A 17,891-nucleotide genomic window follows, 5' to 3' on the forward strand; every position below is an offset into this window, starting at 1 on the left:
CGCTGTAGCCGGTCGGCTGGAGCGCAGAGTTAGGCGTTGATATTTTCATAGAACGTCACCAAGTTTCCATCGGGGTCGAGGATAGCGAACTCCTTCGTTCCCCACGGTTTGCTTACCAACGGGGCATTCGGATGAACTATGGCTTGACTCGCGCATTGAGCATGCAGTTCTTCGATCGCCTGGACTTTCACCCTGCATCCTGTTGCTTCCGCAATGTGCCGATCTTCGCAGGCCCAGAAGTGAATTTCTACTGCGCCGCTGGAAACAATGCCGTACTCACCTTGGGCCACATGCACCTTGCCGAAACCCAGCTTGGAAACGAAGAATTCTGTGCTTCGCTCTATATCGAGGGACGCGAGAACGGGAGTTGCGGAAATGAAGTTGATAGACATGCTCATACGGGAGTTCTGACGCCTAACGTGCCAGCTCAGGGGCGCGCCGCTGGCGGCGCGTCCCGCTGGAGCGCCGGGTTGGGCGCTACGTTTTTGACGAAATGAAAACTCGCCATTGTCATGCCTTCTCGTTCATAGAACCGGTGGGCGTCCTTTCTTTGGATTCCTGAATCCAGGTGCATTTGTTGGCAACCTTCTGTTGCAGCGAGTTCCTTCAGCCACGAGAGCAACTTGGCGCCATAACCTTTGGAGCGATGGGCGGGAAGGGTCACAAGATCGTCAACGTACAGGAAACGACCCCACGCGAGGTTTTCACCGACGCGGAAACCCGCGACGGCAACCACTCCATCTGTGTCCTGCACAAAGGCCAGCCGATAGCCGGAGTTCATTTGGCTCCGGATTCGGGAAAGAAATTGGCTCTCCGCAATGTGGGGGCGAAGCTCCCTCATTACGGGATAGCAAGCTGCGATCTCGGTATTGGTTGTAGCGACGCTAATGTTCATGGTGGTTCTGTTCTGGCGCCCAACGTTCGAATTCAGCGGACGGCAAAAAGCGCAGCTTTTTGGCGGTCCGCTGGAATGAAATGTTAGCCCTATTGTTCGGCAACACGCTTCAACCCTTCAAGGCTATGCGGCAAGCCTTTACGTATTTGAGAACCGATAAGCCGACCAAACAAAGGGGCAAGAAGGCCAACGAAAGAAACCCTGTGCGACACCTGAACTTGATTCCCGAGAGGTGCAAGCTCATGTTCAAAACGCATGGCACACAATGGGAGCTTGCTTTCAACGGTAAACGAACGATTCGGCACTACCTCGGTGAAAGTGATTTTTGCCTTGGGACCACTCGCTGGTTGAAGCGTGCCGGTGGCTCCAGAGGAAAATTGCCCGTTAATTGAGGAAGACTTTACGTCTTGGTCCCAAGAGGACCAACCTGAAACATTGGCGTAGAGCGAATACAGCTTGTCTACCGAAGCATTGATGAGAATTTTTTCTTCAAACTGCATGAGATGGTTTCTCCATGGGGCTAACGTAATTTAGATTGCAACATCCTACCATGGCGTGCTTCCCCAATGCTACAGTCGATGATTCCATCATCCAGTCCTAACTGTCCTTGCAGTCTTGCCAATACATTTAGGGAAGCCTAAACTCCAACGGATGGAAGTCAACCACGCCGCCCCCACCGTGCCGCCCAAGCTCCTGGATCAGGTGCGCGCTCGGATAAGGGCATTGCACTACAGTATTCGGACGGAAGAAGCGTACACAGACTGGGCGCGCCGGTTCATTTTGTTTCACCGCAAACAGCATCCTAAATCCATGGGTGCTGCGGAGGTGGAGGCGTTTTTGAGCTACCTTGCGACGGAGCGCAATGTCTCTTCGTCTACCCAAAATCAGGCCAAGGCAGCCCTACTCTTTCTGTACAAACAGGTTCTGGGCGTTGACCTGCCTTGGCTGGATGGCATTACCACCGCCAAGCCGTCGCAGCACCTGCCCGTGGTACTCACGCCCACGGAGACCCGCGCCCTGCTGCACGAGCTTTCGGGTACCATGTGGCTGGTGGGGAGCCTGCTGTATGGCAGTGGCATGCGCTTACTGGAAGGGCTGCGCCTGCGCGTTAAGGATGTGGAATTCGAGCGGCGTGAAATCATTGTGCGCGATGGCAAGGGAGCGAAAGATCGGGTGACCGTGCTTCCGGAAAATATTGTGCTACCCCTCAAAAGGCAGTTGGACAAAGCAAAATTGCTGCACGATACGGATTTGGAGCAGGGTTTGGGGGAGGTCTTCCTGCCCGATGCCCTGTCTATCAAATACCCCGCCAGCGCTAAATCATGGGGCTGGCAGTATGTATTCCCGTCGCCGGTGCTGAGCCAGGATCCTCGTTCTGGAGCACAAAGGCGGCATCATCTTCATGAAGCGTCCATTCAGCGTGCCATCCGCACGGCAGCAAGCAGGGCGGGCATCGTCAAGCCGGTGACACCCCATGTGTTACGCCATTCCTTTGCCACCCACTTGTTGCAGGCGGGGTACGATATTCGCACCGTGCAAGAGCTTCTTGGCCATAAAGACGTCAATACCACCATGATCTATACCCACGTGCTCAACAAAGGCGGGCGCGGCATCATCAGCCCGCTGGATAGATAGACGCACGCACAGCGTCCCCTGCGCCGTTCTGGTACTGGCAAACCCGGCTGCTTCATGCCAGTGCAATTTGCGGTGCTGCCGAAAGCTACTTGCCAGATCAAAGCCTTCCCGGCCCATAGTGGCGCTTGGCGACGTTAGGCGGGTTGGCCAGCGACCAAAGTGCCGTCGATCTGGTCCGTCACGAGCGCTTTGGGTATAGTCGCGGCAAGCGAGGAGGTCTGTGATGAGTGAAAAAATGTGGGGCGGGCGCTTTACCGCCGGTACCGATGCTCTGGTCGAGCGTTTTACCTCGTCCATTGCCGTGGATCGACGCCTCTATGCCGAGGATATTCGCGGCTCGATGGCGCACGCGCGCATGCTGGGGCGGGTGGGCGTGCTGACAGCGGCCGAGGTGGAGACGATCTGCAGCGGGCTGCAGAGAATCGGCCAAGAGATTGCCGACGGTCAATTCGCCTATTCGGACAGCCTCGAAGACATCCACATGCACATCGAGAGCCGTCTGATTGCGCTCATTGGCGATACCGGCAAAAAACTGCACACCGGCCGCTCGCGCAACGACCAGGTGGCTACCGACATGCGTCTGTACACCCGCGGCGCCATCGACCACCTGCTCGCTCTTCTGCGCGCGCTGCAGGGGGTCTTCGTGGATCTTGCCGAGCGCGAAGTCGACACCATCCTGCCTGGCCTCACCCATTTACAGGTGGCCCAGCCCGTCACCTTCGGCCACCACTGTATGGCCTATGTCGAGATGTTCCGCCGCGATGCCGAGCGTTTGCGCGATGCCCGCAAGCGGGTCAACGTCTTGCCCCTCGGCGCTGCGGCCCTGGCCGGGACCACCTTCCCCATTGACCGCTGGGATGTGGCGCGCGAACTCGGCTTCGATCATGTCGCGGAAAACAGTCTCGACGCCGTTTCCGATCGCGATTTTCTGCTCGAGACCCTGGCGGCCCTCTCCCTCATCGCGATGCATCTGTCGCGTCTGGCAGAAGAGCTGATCTATTGGATGTCGGCGGCGCTCGCCTTCATCGACCTGCCGGACGCCTTCTGTACCGGCTCAAGCATCATGCCGCAAAAGAAAAACCCGGATGTCGCGGAACTGATTCGTGGCAAGAGTGGCAAGGTCATGGGGCAACTCACGGCTTTGCTCATCCTCATGAAAGGGCAAGCCCTTGCCTACAATCGCGACAATCAAGAAGACAAGAGTATTTTCTTCACCGCGCTGGACGAAATCGAGGCCAGCCTCCAGCTCCTGACCCGCATGCTGCCCGGCCTGCAGACCCGTCCAGCGCGGATGCGGGCAGAAGCGGAAAAGGGCTTTGCCACCGCCACCGATCTCGCCGACTACCTGGTACGCAAAGGGGTGCCCTTCCGCGATGCCCATGCGGTGGTCGGTCGCGCCGTCCGCCTGGCGCAGGAGCGCGGCATCGGCCTGGAAGCCGTGCCACTGGCCGAACTGCAGGCCCTATCTGCGGCAATCAGCGAAGACGTCTTCCAGGTGCTCACTCTGGAAGGATCGGTCGCGGCGCGCAAACACCTCGGCGGCACCGCGCCCGAACAAGTGCATGCCGCCATTGCCCGCGCTCGGCAGCGATTGGCGGGAGAAGGTGCATGACGCCATTACGCCCCTGGGTCCTGCTGCTCTTGCTTGGCAGTCTGGCCTTGGCCGGTTGCGGACGCAAAACGCCGCTCACCCTTCCCAAGGCCCCCACCCCCGTCAGCGCCCCAACGAGTAGCCACTGATGCACCCCTTTCATTATCAAAACGGGCAGCTGTACGTGGATGACTGCCCGCTGCACGAAATCGTGGCGCGCTATGGCACGCCCTGCTATGTCTACTCCGAACTGCATCTGCGCGAGCGTTACCACGCCTTCGCGCATGCGCTGGGCGCGCAGACCCTGACCTGCTACGCGGTCAAGGCCAACAGTAACCTGCATCTATTGCGCCTTCTGGCACAATGGGGTGCGGGCTTCGATATCGTCTCCGGCGGGGAACTGGCGCGGGTGCTGCGGGCCGGCGGCGATCCAAAAAAGATCGTCTTTTCCGGGGTAGGAAAAAGTCGCGAGGAGATTCGCGCCGCCCTGGATGCAGGGATTTTCTGCCTGAATGTGGAATCTGCCGCCGAGCTCGAGCGCATTGCCGAAGTGGCGACCGAGATGGGCGGACGGGCACCGGTTGCCCTGCGCGTTAATCCGGATGTCGACGCCGGCACCCACCAGTACATCGCCACCGGCCTGAAGGAGAGCAAGTTCGGCATTCCCATCGCCGCTGCCGAAGATCTCTACCGGCGCGCGGCAGAGTGGCCAAGTATCGAGTTCATTGGTGTAGCGGCTCACATCGGCTCCCAGCTCATCGATCTGCAACCCCTGGGTGCCGCTGCCCGGCGTCTGCGGGATCTGTACGAACGCCTGCGCCGCCACGGCATAGAGCTGGCGCATATCGATTTGGGCGGCGGAGTCGGTATCCGCTACCACGACGAAGTACCCCCGAGCCCAGCCGACTATGCCGCCATTCTCGATGATGCCCTTGCCGGTCTGGAGGTCCATCGAGTGGTGGAGTTAGGGCGCGCCTTGGTCGGCAATGCCGGGACCCTGCTCACCCGTGTCGAATACTGGAAAGAGAACGAGGGCAAGCATTTCTGCGTGGTCGATGCGGCCATGAACGACCTGTTGCGCCCCAGCCTCTACGGTGCCTGGCACGAGATCCTGCCGCTGCGACAAAGCGCAGCGCCGCTGCAGGAATGCGATGTGGTGGGGCCGGTCTGCGAGAGTGGTGATTTCTTCGCCAAGAACCGTTCTCTCCCTGCCGTCCCCGTCGGGGAGAACCTCGCCATCCTCGGTGCCGGCGCCTACGGCTTTGCCATGAGCAGCCAGTACAATACGCGCCCACGCGCTCCGGAAGTCTTGGTACAGGGAGCGGAAAGTCGCTGTATTCGACGCCGCGAAACCCTTGCCGATCTGCTCAGCCCGGAAGAGGACTGCCCCCTCGACTAAGCGCTGCCGCCTTTGGGCATCTCGGTACTGGCCTGCGCCCAGTCTGCAACAAACTGGGCGCGTAGCACGGATAATGCCTCATCGCGCAGCACTACCCCCATCTCACGGTTCTTCTGCAGGCTGGTTTCCGAGACATTTTCCGAACCAACGAAGGCCAATCGTGCGCCGACCATCATCTTTGCATGAAGATATACGGGTTTTTCGGGCAAGAAACGCACCTGGCAAGCATGTGCACGGAGAAAAGCGACATTTTCCCGATCCTCAGCGCTGAGCGTGGCGGGCAAAATCAGACGCAGATCCGCACCCTTCGCCGCCAGGGCATCAAGAACGGGAGAATATTTACCCAGCTCCTCACTCTCGACATCCAGAGGCCCGGGCTGCTGGATAATCTCCAGCAACTGCTGCACCGACGTTCCCGGCGATAGGACGAGATCGCGATGGGTGAAGGCTGGCGCGCGCCGTTGCTCCCAATCCGCCGCAAAGACCGCATGCACGGCGCGGACCAGCACCGGATCGTGCGTCACCCAGAGATACTCCCGGTTGTGGTGAAATGCGGACCAGCTGAAATTGGCCGTGCCGATCTCACACTCGGTATCATTACAGAGATATTTCGCGTGATAAAAGGCGTATTGGTCGCCGTGGCTGGTAAAACGATAGGGAGCCCAGTGCAGTTCGGCACCCGTAGCGCGAATCTCCCGCTCTTCCTTATGTACCTGCCAGGGCCGCATATGGTAGGGCTTGCTATCGATGATCACCCGCACCTGCACGCCACGAAGCGCGGCAGCCGTCAGAGCGTCCAGCAACTTGCGATCGCTCAGGTAATAGACACCCACATCCACTTGGTGTTTGGCCTGATCAACGATCTGCACTAAAGGAGCCGGTCCGGCTTGGGGTTCGATATAGAGCATGCAAAAACCTCAGAATGGCAGCAGACGCCAGAAAACCTGCTCACCCGCCCGCAGCGGTACGACCGTCTCGTCTCCGCAACCCAAACGCTCTGGCACCGGCCATGTTTCCCGACGCAACGTTACCTGCTCAGGATTACAGGGCAGTCCGTAGAAGGCCGGGCCATGGCGACTGGCAAAATCCTCCAGCCGGTCCAGGGCATTGGCCTGGGCGAAGGCCTCGGCATAGAGCTCGATGGCCGCATGTGCGGTGTAGATACCGGCGCAACCGCAGCTCGACTCCTTGGCTGAGCGCGGATGCGGGGCGCTGTCGGTACCGAGAAAAAACTGAGGACTCCCACTGGTGGCGGCGGCTATCAGTGCCTGCCGGTGCTGCTCCCGCTTGAGGACAGGCAGACAGTAATGATGGGGGCGAATCCCGCCCTGGAACAGGGCATTGCGATTGAGCAGCAAATGGTGCGCGGTGATGGTGGCGGCGGTGCGCGGCCCCGCAGCTTGCACAAAATCCACCGCAGTGCTGGTAGTGACGTGCTCCAGCACCATGCGCAGTTCCGGGAAATCGCGACGCAGGGGCGCCAGATGGCGATCAATGAATACCGCCTCCCGATCGAACACATCCACCGCCGGGTCCGTCACTTCGCCATGCATTAGCAAGGGCAAATCCAGCTCCTCCATCGCGGCAAGGACGGGAAGCACCTGGCGCAGATCGCGCACGCCATTTTCCGAATTGGTGGTCGCTCCCGCCGGATAGTATTTGACCGCGTGCACCAAGCCGCTTTCCTTCGCTGCCCGTATCTCTGCAACCGGTGTCGCCTCGGTCAGGTACAGGGTCATCAGCGGCGTGAAGCGCATCCCCTCTGGCAAGGCCGCCAGAATCCGCTGGCGATAGGCTGCGGCAGCCGCAACCGTGGTGATCGGGGGGTTTAGATTGGGCATGACGATGGCGCGACCAAAACGCGCGGCAGTGTCGGGTAATACGCTGCGCAACATGGCCCCATCCCGTAGATGCAGATGCCAGTCGTCTGGCCGCAGGATGCGGATTTCTTCTACCTCTGTCGATTTCACCCCGGAAGCCCCCAATCTTTCGCACGTTGCCAAGGGTACCATTGCGCGCTACCCTCGCCTATGCTCCCGCGGAGGATCCGAAACCGTCGCCACCGTTGCCCACAGCAAGTACCTTTCCGTTGCTCCGCGAAGCATTCGCTCAGCCGCCGCCTTCGCTCCAGATTTCGGCCTGGGCACGACTGACCGCCGGCGTTTGTACCCGACAAAAGTCTTTCTCCCCCAGTGGCATGGGCACCTGGAAAAAGGCCCCGGCCTGCAAGGCCTGCGGGCTCGGCAGATGGTTGATCTGCTCCAGATAACGACTGGTGCTGTGATACTTGAGCGCTAGCTCGTGCAGGTCGGAACCGGCAGGCACACGAATGTCGAGGAACTTGCCGCCGATGTTGCAGCGCGGCGCAACATCGAGGGTGCGCAGGGCGCGCCGCATGGTGTAACGGAACACCGGCGCCGCTTCGATCCCACCAAAATTCCAGGAATAGTGACTGCCGCGCAGGTTCACCGCCATCACCAGGTCCGGACGCGGGCCCGGCGCAAAACCGACGAAGGTGGCATTGGTGCGGTGATGGTAGAAACCATCCTTGCCATTGGCCATATTCGAGGTCCCGGTCTTCCCCGCCACCGCGTAGCCGGGAATCGCCGCCAGAATGCCCGTACCGCCGGGGCGCGCCACCGACTGCAGCCAGCGCCGCAGATCATTGGCCACCCAGGCAGGCATCACCCGATGGCGCTGGCTTTTTTCCCCGGCAAACAGATGCGGGCGCACATACCAGCCGCCATTGGCAATGCTGGCATAGGCCGCTGCCAACTGCAGCGTCGTCACCGAGACGCCATAGCCAATGGAAATCGTCGCATGCCGGGCAACGCCCCACGACTGCCAGGGGGGCAAAACACCCGCCGTCTCTCCCGGCAGGCCCAGAGGCGGCTCCCGACCAAAGCCGACGGCCTGGTACATATTGTATAGCGTACGTTTGGGGGTCAGCAGGGCAATCTTGGCAGTGCCGATACAGCTGGAATACTTGAGAATATGCTCGATGTTGAGGATATGATGGCGCACATCATCGGTGATGGGGTAGCCTCCTACCCAAAGCGGGTGATACACATTGAACTTCTGGCTAGGAGAAACACTGTGACTCGCCAAGGCCGCGGCAATGGCAAAGGGCTTCATCACCGAGCCGGGCTCAAAGGCCTGATGTACGGCATTGTTGACGTAATCTGCAGGCGCCGTACAGGAACCCTTCTGATTGGGGTTGCAGCTCGGCGCGCTGACCATCGCAAGGATGGCGCCGGTGTGCACATTCATCAGCACTGCCGAGCCGACCCTCGCATGAAATTGATGCAGGGAGCGCAACAGGGCCATATAGGCCCAATACTGCATCTGTGGGTTGATGGTCAGGTGAATGGCGTGCCCCGGATGCGAAAGTCGCGCTACCTTGAGCACCTGCACGATCTGCCCATGACCATCGTACAGAGCTTCCTCGGAGCCGGGATGCGCGTCCAACCACTGGTTATAGCTCAGTTCCATGCCCGTCGCCCCCTGATGGGCCTGATCTACCAATCCAATCAGCGGGGTCGTCGCCGCACCCAGAGGAAAATAGCTGCGCGAACTCGGCAGCACCCCAACTCCCGGGATCCCCAAAGCGCGCACCGTTTTGCCCACGCTCGGTGGTCGTTGCCGCGCCAAGTAGGCAAAATCGGCGCCACCGCTGGCCAGACGCTGGCCGAGCTCGATCACGGAGAGATGCAGTGCCTTGGCCAGTTGCGGCCATTGATCCTGGTGTTTGCCGAGTATCTTGGGATCGCCCCAGATGGTGCTGGCCGCCGTGTTGACCGCCAGCGGCAGGCCGTTGTCCCCAAAAATCACCCCGCGTTGGGCGGGCAGACGCTGATTGTGCAGATACCGCATCTGTCCCTGCGCGCGCAGTTGCCCGGTCTGCAGATACTGCACCTGGATATCGCGGCCGAGCACCGCGAGAAAGCCAAGCGCAAAGACGCCCGCAAGCCAAAGAGGCCGCGAGCGCGGCAATGGACGAAAGGGTCGGCCGGGCGGATTCATTCTCTGCCAGTCGCGGCGCGATAGACGAAATCGACCCGCTGGTTTTTCCGCCAGCAGGCAGCAGTGTTCTGATTACAAAGGAGATTATCCTTACCGAAGGAAACGGTACTGATGCGACGGGCGGGGACACCATCTGCCTCCAGCAACTCCTTGATGGCATGGGCACGCCATTCCCCAAGACCGAGATTGTATTCCTGCGTGCCTGGTTGTGAGCAGTTCCCCTCCAGGCGCACATGCAGGTTCGGGAAGCGCAGCAGAAAACGCGCATTCTCGGCGGTGATATGGCGGGCACGAGCACTCACATGGAAGCTGTTCTGGGCAAAATGCACGCGCAGGTGTCGTGGCAGGGCCGCAAGTTCGGCATTGGAAAGGTTTTCGTTCTGGCCGCCGAGGGGACCGTAATTCAGGCTTTTCTCCCGTTCCTCGGCCTGGTTCAGCGCCTGGGTATTGGCACTCGAACTGGGGACTGCGCGACTCGGCTGCAGCTGCGCATGACTGGCAGGAGATACCTGCTGCGCACAGCCGCCAAGAAGCAGGGAAGCAGAAAAGATGACGGCAAAACCCAAGATCCCCTTGGGCAAAGCAGAAGACAGACATTGCGGCATGAGAATATTCCTTCACTTGTCGGTATATCCCTATGACCGCAATTGTTCTTTTCAGTTCTCAGGCAATGGTGATCCACAACCGCTATACCTGCCGCTCCCACCAGGTGGATACGAGGCTCATCTTCAGCCTCCCTGCCGCAGGCGAATGACAGCCCCCAGTAGGCCCATGCCAAACAGGACGAGCACCCACAACCATCCCCAAGGCCAAACGCTCGCACGCAAAGCGGTCTTCAGTTGCCCCTTTTTCATGAGCAGACTTACCACAAACACTACCAGCCAGGAGACTAGCAAGCGCCCCAGAAGATTTCCCAGTAAATAGCCAGACATCGCATCCTCCCTCTCTTCAGTTTACAGAAGATTTTAAAAATAAATAATAAAATCATGTTATTGAAATTTTTCTATAGAGAATTATACTCGCAGAAAAGAGTAGGAGGGAGCTTCGTGTCCAGTTTCTCGGTGCCGGGAAACGTTCTCGGTCTTGTCGCGCGCCAAATGCTATGCGCCGTGTGCGGTATTGGCATGGTGCTATTCGCACTCTCTGCCTGGGCTGCTCAGCCCAGCGCCATATTCACCCACTCGGGATCGTCCCTCGAAAAAATCCTCCAGCAAGGCTATGCCCACGCGCATCAGCTCCATCCAGTAGCAGAAGGTCCCGGCAACAAACCTGCCGTTGTGGTCTTTTTCGACCCGCTCTGCGTCCTGGGCGCCCAAGAATGGCAAACTCTGCAGCCATATCGCCAACAGCTGCACATTCTTTGGGTACCCGTAGGAACCGTCAAGCCACAAAGTTTGGCCTACGGCGCCAAGATACTCAGCGCTACCGAGCCTCTGGAAGCCCTTGCGCAGCAAGAAGAGCAGCTCAGTAAAACCGGCCCCAGCGAAAAACCAGCTGGACCGACTCCTCAGGTGGCGTCCTATTGGCTTGCCGTGCTCTACGCCAATACCCAGTACTGGCGGCGCAGCTTTGGTGTTCTCCCTTTGCTTCTCTACCCCAGTCGCCAGGGGATTCGAGCGGTGTATGGAAAAATCGGCGCAGAGCAAATGCACGACATTGTCCAGACCGTGCTTTCAGAAAAAACGACATCCCCATCGCATCGGGTAGGAGGAAAGTAGATGTTGGAGCCTTTACGTAGATATCGCAGGTGGATCACTTGGTGGCTCTTGTTGGTACTGCTCTGGGCTTCCACGCCACAGGCGCTTGCCGACTGGCAGCAATACACCCTGCCGCAGTCCAGCGTGGATATTCTCACGGGAAAAACTGCCAATGCCAACTATGCAAACACCCAATATCTTGTCTGGGTGCCAAAGTCCGAACCCGTGCAAGCATCGGATCAGCACGGCACCCTGCAGGCCTGCGTCGCTCCGGAGAACCAGGCGGCGGTAGCGCAACGAAATGACCTGACCTGTGTTGAAAAACAGCTCGAGGAGATCAAAAACGGGAGTTTTCTCTCTCTTTCTAAGAAATTACAAGGCCTCGCGGCGCAGGCAGGCTTTTTTCAAGGTTTTTACGAAGGTGCTGCGCAAGAAATTCGGGACACAGTCAAGCTTGCGATAACCCTGGTTACCAAGCCTGACGAGGTGGCTTCCAGCATCGCCGCCGTTTTTCAGCACCCGCCGTTACTGCTCGAAGCCCTCCATACAGCAGGCAAACAGGCACTAGAAAACTTGGTTGCCTTTGTCTGCGCACCATCCTACGAGACCGGTCGTGCGGCCGGCAATCTTATGGGCCGGATCACCATCATGGTGCTGGGTGCCAAAGGTGCCAAGGAAGTAGCGAAGGCCGTCGCCGAAAGTGATGCTGCCGCCAAAGCGGCTGGTTTGGGTGAACTAGGTGCCATCGGTAACATCTCCGTTATCGATAACGACCTGTTTCGTGGCGTCACCGAGGCCTGGAGAAAACATAAAGATGGGCACCCAAAATTGGATACCCTCTCCCATGATGGAAAATTACTGTACGTGGTTCGTGAAAATCTTTTGGGAAAAGACAACAACCAGTTGGTACTTCGCATCCTGAATCGCCCCGGAAAGCAAATGCGGAACTCCAAGGCAATTGCCAGGAAAATGGCCCTGGAGCTGGCGGGGACCAAGAAACTGCCAAAAGCGGAGCCGGCAGAGCTATTTAAGGGTAAAGAGACCGGTTTTCCAGGAGAGGAGCCTGTTCTTTACAAAATTCCGGCAGAAAACGGGGAAGTTATTACACTACGGAACTTTGGGGGCTCCATCGACGAGTCTGGCCCAGCCTGGACAATTGACATCCCAAAGGAGATGAGACCCTATGAACAATTCAAAGAAATCAAAATTGAGAGAGTGCCACAGGAGCAGAAATAGCCATGGAAATTGAAGAGTTTCTTTTTCTTTCACCGTATGAGGATACTTGGGAAAGATTTTGTGATGTAAGCTGGGGAGCGCAAACTGACGAGGTATGGAATGCTCTCAACTATGTCGAAATGAGCAATATAGAGCACTTTGAGCTCTATATCACCATCATCGAGCGCCTGCTGCGCGAAAAGCGTCTGGTCTTCGACACGCCAGAGGATCAATCAGGCTGGTCTGAGGGGGAGGATGGCCTGTGTCGGGTATGGTGTGCCGATATCCCCACCATCCTCCAGTACCTGCGCGCGTATTTACCCGATCCCCACGCTCCCTCCTACGATCGCAAAGAGGCGGGCCTGTATCCCTATTTTCCGGTAACCGCCTGGCTGGGACGGGGAGCGACCAAAGCTCCGCGAAGCGGCAGGTACAACTACGAGCATCCCATGAGCATCTGGACAGACGGATTCTGCATTGCCTCACCAGCAGAATGGAAATGGGTCCACCTGGATCCCGTCCCCAAACCCAGATATGTCCGTATCTAGACGAAAAGGAGAACGCATGGAACCAATAGAGCTCTACACCCAAATCCCCTACTTTAGGAACTATGATGTATTTTGTACCTCCGTAGCCCCCGCAGGGGTGCCAGAGATCTGGTCACTATTCAATGCCAGCGTCTTGCATCACCGCTTCCTGAAGTTGGCCCAGTCCTTACCGGACAAAGTGATCCCCGAGGACGTGCCGATAGTTCGTGGGGAGCTGCAGGTCAGAAAAGACTTCCTCGAGCTACTGCATCGGCCTGTTGCCAACAGCGATGCAGAGCGACACTCCCTTTTCTTGGCTTTGATCGAAATCCTCCTGCGGGATAAACGTCTGGTCCTCGCTGTGCCAGATCCGCAGCGGCCGGGTTGGCAGCGCGATGCAAACGGAAAATATCTCGTCTGGTGCGTCAATGCCCCCGAGGCTATGGCGTACTTTCGGGAGTATGTCGAGAACAGGAATCAGGAGCACCCCTACCCTCCCGTTGCCTGGCTCGGTCGCGGGGCGCGTAAGGGGGCTTTCACTCCCGCCGATGCGGAAACCCTCATGACTCTGTCCGCCAATGGAGAGCGCTTTGCCGAAGTGACGGATTGGGAATGGGTCTATCACCAACAAAGCCCCTCGCAGGCGTAGCGATTGTTCCCAACTATCCGGAGAATTGGAAAGCTTTCACAGGAGCAAAAAATAGCCATGGAAATTGAAGAGTTTCTTTTTATTTCACCGTATGAGGATACTTGGGAAAGATTTTGTGATGTAAGCTGGGGAGCGCAAACGCACGAGGTATGGAATGCTCTCAACTATGTCGAAATGAGGAATGTAGAGCACTTTGAACTCTATATCACCATCATCGAGCGCCTCCTGCGCGAAAAGCGTCTGGTCTTCGGCACCCCAGAGGATCAATCAGGCTGGCATAGAGATGAGGATGGCCTGCAGCGAGTGTGGTGTGCCGAAATCCCCACCATACTCCAGTACCTGCGCGAGTATTTACCCGATCCCCACGCTCCCTCCTACGATCGCAAAGAAGCGGGCTTGTATCCCTATTTTCCGGTAACCGCCTGGCTGGGACGGGGAGCCACCAAAGATCTGGAACTTGGGTATGATCAGTATGATCATCCCATGAGCCTCTGGACCGACGGAACCTGCGTTGCCTCACCAGCAGAGTGGAAATGGGTCCATCTGGATCCCGTTCCCAAACCCAGATATGTCCGTATCTAGACGAAAAGGAGAACGCATGGAACCAATAGAGCTCTACACCCAAATCCCCTACTTCCGAAACTATGATGTATTTTGTACCTCCGTAGCCCCCGCAGGGCTGCCAGAGATCTGGTCACTATTCGATGCCGGCGTCTTGCATCACCGCTTCCTGAAGTTGGCCCAGTCGATACCAGAAGAAGCGATTCCCGACGAAAAAACAGTAAATTCTGGTGGCGGCGAGGTAAAAATCCGAAGAGCCTTCCTCGAGCTACTGCATCGGCCTGTTGCCAACAGCGATGCAGAGCGACACTCCCTTTTCTTGGCTTTGATCGAAATCCTCCTGCGAGATAAACGTCTGGTCCTCGCTGTGCCAGATCCGCAGCGGCCGGGTTGGCAGCGCGATGCAAACGGAAAATATCGCGTCTGGTGCGTCAACGCCCCCGAGGCTATGGCGTACTTTCGGGAGTATGTCGAGAACAGGAATCAGGAACACCCCTACCCTCCCGTTGCCTGGCTCGGTCGCGGGGCGCGTAAGGGGGCTTTCACTCCCGCCGACGCGGAAACACTCATGACTCTGTCCGCCAATGGGGAGCGCTTTGCCGAAGTGACGGATTGGGAATGGGTCTATTACCAACAAAGCCCCTCGCAGGTGTAGCGATCGTTCCCAACTATCCGGAGAACTTGAAAGCTTTCACAGGAGCAGAACTAGCCATGGAAATTGAAGAGTTTCTTTTTCTTTCACCCTATTATGAAAACTGGGAAGAATTTTGTGATGCGAGTTGGGGAGTGCAAACGCATCATATATGGGATTCTCTCACCAACGTCGAAATGAGCAATATAGAGCACTTTGAGCTCTATATCACCATCATCGAGCGCCTGCTGCGCGAAAAGCGTCTGGTCTTCGGCACCCCAGAGGATCAATCAGGCTGGCATAGAGATGAGGATGGCCTGCAGCGAGTGTGGTGTACCGAGATCCCCACCATACTCCAGTACCTGCGCGAGTATTTACCCGATCCTCACGCTCCCTCCTACGATCGCAAAGAGGCGGGCTTGTATCCCTATTTTCCGGTAACCGCCTGGCTGGGACGGGGAGCCACCAAGGATCTGGAACTTGGGTATGATCAGTATGATCATCCCATGAGCCTCTGGACAGACGGATTCTGCATTGCCTCACCAGCAGAATGGAAATGGGTCCACCTGGATCCCGTCCCCAAACCCAGATATGTCCGTATCTAGACGAAAAGGAGAACGCATGGAACCAATAGAGCTCTACACCCAAATCCCCTACTTCAGGAACTATGATGTATTTTGTACCTCCGTGGCCCCCGCAGGGCTGCCAGAGGTCTGGTCATTATTCAATGCCGATGTCTTGCATCACCGCTTCCTGAAGTTGGCCCAGTCGTTACCGGACAAAGTGATCCCCGAGGACGAGTCGATAGTTCGTGGAGACCTGCAGGTCAGAAAAGACTTCCTCGAGCTACTGCATCGGCCTGTTGCCAACAGCGATGCAGAGCGACACTCCCTTTTCTTGGCCTTGATCGAAATCCTCCTGCGGGATAAACGTCTGGTCCTCGCTGTGCCAGATCCGCAGCGGCCGGGTTGGCAGCGCGATGCAAACGGAAAATATCGCGTCTGGTGCGTCAATGCCCCCGAGGCTATGGCGTACTTTCGGGAGTATGTCGAGAACAAGAATCAGGAGCACCCCTACCCTCCCGTTGCCTGGCTCGGTCGCGGGGCGCGTAAGGGGGCTTTCACTCCCGCCGACGCGGAAACCCTCATGACTCTGTCCGCCAATGGGGAGCGCTTTGCCGAAGTGACGGATTGGGAATGGGTCTATTACCAACAAAGCCCCTCGCAGGTGTAGCGATCGTTCCCAACTATCCGGAGAACTTGAAAGCTTTCACAGGAGCAGAAATAGCCATGGAGATTGAAGAGTTTCTTTTTCTTTCACCCTATGAGGATACTTGGGAAAGATTTTGTGATGTAAGCTGGGGAGCGCAAACTGACGAGGTATGGAATGCTCTCAACTATGTCGAAATGAGCAATGTAGAGCACTTTGAGCTCTATATCACCATCATCGAGCGCCTCCTGCGCGAAAAGCGCCTGGTCTTCGGCTCGCCGGAGGATCAATCAGGCTGGCATAGAGATGAGGATGGCCTGCAGCGAGTGTGGTGTGCCGAGATCTCCACCATCCTCCAGTACCTGCGCGCGTATTTACCCGACCCCCACGCCTCCTCCTACGATCGCAAAGAGGCGGGCCTGTATCCCTATTTTCCGGTAACCGCCTGGCTAGGACGGGGAGCCACCAAAGATCTGGAACTTGGGTATGATCAGTATGATCATCCCGTGAGCCTCTGGACCGACGGAACCTGCATTGCTCGAGCCTCAGACTGGAAATGGGTCCATCTGGATCCTGTCCCCAAACCCAGATATGTCCGTATCTAGGCAAAACCATCTCAGGCGTAGCGATTGTTCCCAACTATCCGGAGAACTTGAAAGCTTTCACAGGAGCAAAAAATAGCCATGGAGATTGAAGAGTTTCTTGTCCGTTCACCCTATTATGAAAGCTGGGAAGAATTTTGTGATGCAAGTTGGGGAGTGCAAACGCATCATATATGGGATTCTCTCACCAACGTCGAAATGAGCAATATAGAGCACTTTGAGCTCTATATCGCCATCATCGAGCGCCTGCTGCGCGAAAAGCGCCTGGTCTTCGGCTCGCCGGAGGATCAATCAAGCTGGCCTAAGGGGGAAGACGGCCTGAAGCTGGTTTGGTGTGCCGAGATCCCCACCATCCTCCACTACCTGCGCGAGTATTTACCCGATCCCCACGCCCCCTCCTACAATCACAGCGACGCTGGTTCGTATCAATACTTTCCGGTAACCGCCTGGCTGGGGCGGGGAGCCACCAAAGATCTGGAACTTGGGGATGATCAGTATGATCATCCCATGAGCCTCTGGACCGACGGAACCTGCATTGCTCGAGCCTCAGACTGGAAATGGGTCCATCTGGATCCCGTTCCCAAACCCAGATATGTCCGTATCTAGACGAAAAGGAGAACGCATGGAACCAATAGAGCTCTACACCCAAATCCCCTACTTCCGAAACTATGATGTATTTTGTACCTCCGTAGCCCCCGCAGGGCTGCCAGAGATCTGGTCACTATTCGATGCCGGCGTCTTGCATCACCGCTTCCTGAAGTTGGCCCAGTCGATACCAGAAGAAGCGATTCCCGACGAAAAAACAGTAAATTCTGGTGGCGGCGAGGTAAAAATCCGAAGAGCCTTCCTCGAGCTACTGCATCGGCCTGTTGCCAACAGCGATGCAGAGCGACACTCCCTTTTCTTGGCCTTGATCGAAATCCTCCTGCGGGATAAACGTCTGGTCCTCGCTGTGCCAGATCCGCAGCGGCCGGGTTGGCAGCGCGATGCAAACGGAAAATATCGCGTCTGGTGCGTCAATGCCCCCGAGGCTATGGCGTACTTTCGGGAGTATGTCGAGAACAAGAATCAGGAACACCCCTACCCTCCCGTTGCCTGGCTCGGTCGCGGGGCGCGTAAGGGGGCTTTCACTCCCGCCGATGCGGAAACACTCATGACTCTGTCCGCCAATGGGGAGCGCTTTGCCGAAGTGACGGATTGGGAATGGATCTATCACCAACAAAGCCCCTCGCAGGCGTAGCGACCGTTCCCAACTAT

General features: G+C 57.4%; 23 protein-coding genes. 15 read left to right on the top strand and 8 right to left on the bottom strand.

The window, feature by feature from the left end; translation table 11 throughout:
• Positions 1 to 29: 29 nt before the first annotated feature.
• The 3 genes from ACQAYK_RS12055 to ACQAYK_RS12065 all read right to left on the bottom strand — a co-directional run bounded on the left by ACQAYK_RS12055 (position 30) and on the right by ACQAYK_RS12065 (position 1,395).
• The gene (locus tag ACQAYK_RS12055) at positions 30 to 398 is read right to left on the bottom strand and encodes a bleomycin resistance protein (protein ID WP_483167643.1); all 369 of its coding nucleotides are present in this window, start codon (positions 396 to 398) and stop codon (positions 30 to 32) included.
• Between the two features lie 29 nt (positions 399 to 427).
• Complete coding sequence (locus ACQAYK_RS12060) at positions 428 to 781, bottom strand: GNAT family N-acetyltransferase (RefSeq protein ID WP_483167644.1); 354 nt, start codon at positions 779 to 781, stop codon at positions 428 to 430.
• Positions 782 to 984: 203 nt separating this feature from the next.
• The gene (locus ACQAYK_RS12065; protein WP_483167645.1) at positions 985 to 1,395 is read right to left on the bottom strand and encodes an SRPBCC family protein; all 411 of its coding nucleotides are present in this window, start codon (positions 1,393 to 1,395) and stop codon (positions 985 to 987) included.
• 151 nt (positions 1,396 to 1,546) lie between these two features.
• Between ACQAYK_RS12065 and ACQAYK_RS12070 the strand changes: the two genes are divergently transcribed.
• The 4 genes from ACQAYK_RS12070 (at position 1,547) to lysA (ending at position 5,520) form a co-directional block, all read left to right on the top strand.
• The gene (locus tag ACQAYK_RS12070) at positions 1,547 to 2,530 is read left to right on the top strand and encodes an integron integrase (protein WP_483167646.1); all 984 of its coding nucleotides are present in this window, start codon (positions 1,547 to 1,549) and stop codon (positions 2,528 to 2,530) included.
• 223 nt (positions 2,531 to 2,753) lie between these two features.
• Positions 2,754 to 4,142, top strand: a complete 1,389-nt coding sequence (gene argH / locus ACQAYK_RS12075) for an argininosuccinate lyase (protein WP_483167647.1) — start codon at positions 2,754 to 2,756, stop codon at positions 4,140 to 4,142.
• Positions 4,139 to 4,270, top strand: a complete 132-nt coding sequence (lptM, locus tag ACQAYK_RS12080; RefSeq protein ID WP_215871040.1) for an LPS translocon maturation chaperone LptM — start codon at positions 4,139 to 4,141, stop codon at positions 4,268 to 4,270. The genes argH and lptM overlap by 4 nt, the downstream gene beginning before the upstream one ends.
• Positions 4,270 to 5,520 carry a diaminopimelate decarboxylase gene (gene lysA, locus ACQAYK_RS12085; protein WP_215871041.1) on the top strand — a complete coding sequence of 417 codons (1,251 nt, stop codon included), beginning with the start codon at positions 4,270 to 4,272 and terminating at the stop codon, positions 5,518 to 5,520. Before lptM ends, lysA begins: the two co-directional genes overlap by 1 nt.
• Here the strand turns inward: lysA and ACQAYK_RS12090 are convergent.
• The 5 genes from ACQAYK_RS12090 to ACQAYK_RS12110 all read right to left on the bottom strand — a co-directional run bounded on the left by ACQAYK_RS12090 (position 5,517) and on the right by ACQAYK_RS12110 (position 10,475).
• Complete coding sequence (locus tag ACQAYK_RS12090; RefSeq protein WP_215871042.1) at positions 5,517 to 6,428, bottom strand: phospholipase D-like domain-containing protein; 912 nt, start codon at positions 6,426 to 6,428, stop codon at positions 5,517 to 5,519. The genes lysA and ACQAYK_RS12090 overlap by 4 nt on opposite strands.
• Before the next feature lie 9 nt (positions 6,429 to 6,437).
• A complete protein-coding gene (gene pyrC, locus ACQAYK_RS12095) occupies positions 6,438 to 7,490 on the bottom strand; it encodes a dihydroorotase (protein WP_255789765.1) in 1,053 nt (350 codons plus the stop codon).
• Positions 7,491 to 7,629: 139 nt separating this feature from the next.
• The gene (locus ACQAYK_RS12100; RefSeq protein WP_215871044.1) at positions 7,630 to 9,543 is read right to left on the bottom strand and encodes a peptidoglycan D,D-transpeptidase FtsI family protein; all 1,914 of its coding nucleotides are present in this window, start codon (positions 9,541 to 9,543) and stop codon (positions 7,630 to 7,632) included.
• Positions 9,540 to 10,148, bottom strand: a complete 609-nt coding sequence (locus tag ACQAYK_RS12105) for an OmpA family protein (RefSeq protein ID WP_215871045.1) — start codon at positions 10,146 to 10,148, stop codon at positions 9,540 to 9,542. Before ACQAYK_RS12105 ends, ACQAYK_RS12100 begins: the two co-directional genes overlap by 4 nt.
• A gap of 123 nt (positions 10,149 to 10,271) precedes the next feature.
• Entirely contained in the window at positions 10,272 to 10,475 is a 204-nt protein-coding gene (locus tag ACQAYK_RS12110; RefSeq protein ID WP_215871046.1) for a hypothetical protein, read from the bottom strand.
• Between the two features lie 114 nt (positions 10,476 to 10,589).
• Between ACQAYK_RS12110 and ACQAYK_RS12115 the strand changes: the two genes are divergently transcribed.
• From ACQAYK_RS12115 to ACQAYK_RS12165, 11 genes are all read left to right on the top strand, one after another.
• Positions 10,590 to 11,261 (top strand): hypothetical protein, encoded by a 672-nt coding sequence (locus ACQAYK_RS12115; protein ID WP_215871047.1) that lies wholly within the window; start codon positions 10,590 to 10,592, stop codon positions 11,259 to 11,261.
• The gene (locus ACQAYK_RS12120) at positions 11,262 to 12,476 is read left to right on the top strand and encodes a hypothetical protein (RefSeq protein WP_215885415.1); all 1,215 of its coding nucleotides are present in this window, start codon (positions 11,262 to 11,264) and stop codon (positions 12,474 to 12,476) included. It abuts the gene before it with no gap.
• A 2-nt stretch (positions 12,477 to 12,478) separates the two neighbouring features.
• A complete protein-coding gene (locus tag ACQAYK_RS12125; protein ID WP_215890356.1) occupies positions 12,479 to 13,003 on the top strand; it encodes a hypothetical protein in 525 nt (174 codons plus the stop codon).
• A 16-nt stretch (positions 13,004 to 13,019) separates the two neighbouring features.
• Positions 13,020 to 13,631 carry a hypothetical protein gene (locus ACQAYK_RS12130; RefSeq protein ID WP_215873384.1) on the top strand — a complete coding sequence of 204 codons (612 nt, stop codon included), beginning with the start codon at positions 13,020 to 13,022 and terminating at the stop codon, positions 13,629 to 13,631.
• A gap of 57 nt (positions 13,632 to 13,688) precedes the next feature.
• Positions 13,689 to 14,213: a hypothetical protein gene (locus ACQAYK_RS12135; RefSeq protein ID WP_215870559.1), complete on the top strand. Its 525-nt coding sequence runs from the start codon at positions 13,689 to 13,691 to the stop codon at positions 14,211 to 14,213.
• A gap of 16 nt (positions 14,214 to 14,229) precedes the next feature.
• The gene (locus ACQAYK_RS12140; RefSeq protein WP_480082189.1) at positions 14,230 to 14,847 is read left to right on the top strand and encodes a hypothetical protein; all 618 of its coding nucleotides are present in this window, start codon (positions 14,230 to 14,232) and stop codon (positions 14,845 to 14,847) included.
• Between the two features lie 56 nt (positions 14,848 to 14,903).
• A complete protein-coding gene (locus tag ACQAYK_RS12145; protein ID WP_483167648.1) occupies positions 14,904 to 15,428 on the top strand; it encodes a hypothetical protein in 525 nt (174 codons plus the stop codon).
• A gap of 16 nt (positions 15,429 to 15,444) precedes the next feature.
• Positions 15,445 to 16,056, top strand: coding sequence for a hypothetical protein (locus ACQAYK_RS12150; protein WP_480082191.1), 612 nt, complete (start codon positions 15,445 to 15,447; stop codon positions 16,054 to 16,056).
• Positions 16,057 to 16,112: 56 nt separating this feature from the next.
• Positions 16,113 to 16,637, top strand: a complete 525-nt coding sequence (locus ACQAYK_RS12155; RefSeq protein WP_480082192.1) for a hypothetical protein — start codon at positions 16,113 to 16,115, stop codon at positions 16,635 to 16,637.
• Positions 16,638 to 16,715: 78 nt separating this feature from the next.
• Positions 16,716 to 17,240, top strand: a complete 525-nt coding sequence (locus tag ACQAYK_RS12160; RefSeq protein WP_215873476.1) for a hypothetical protein — start codon at positions 16,716 to 16,718, stop codon at positions 17,238 to 17,240.
• 16 nt (positions 17,241 to 17,256) lie between these two features.
• Entirely contained in the window at positions 17,257 to 17,874 is a 618-nt protein-coding gene (locus ACQAYK_RS12165) for a hypothetical protein (protein ID WP_480082193.1), read from the top strand.
• Positions 17,875 to 17,891: the final 17 nt, after the last annotated feature.

Source organism: Acidithiobacillus sp. AC3 (genome assembly GCF_050261095.1).
In the GTDB taxonomy this organism is placed as follows: domain Bacteria; phylum Pseudomonadota; class Gammaproteobacteria; order Acidithiobacillales; family Acidithiobacillaceae; genus Igneacidithiobacillus; species Igneacidithiobacillus copahuensis.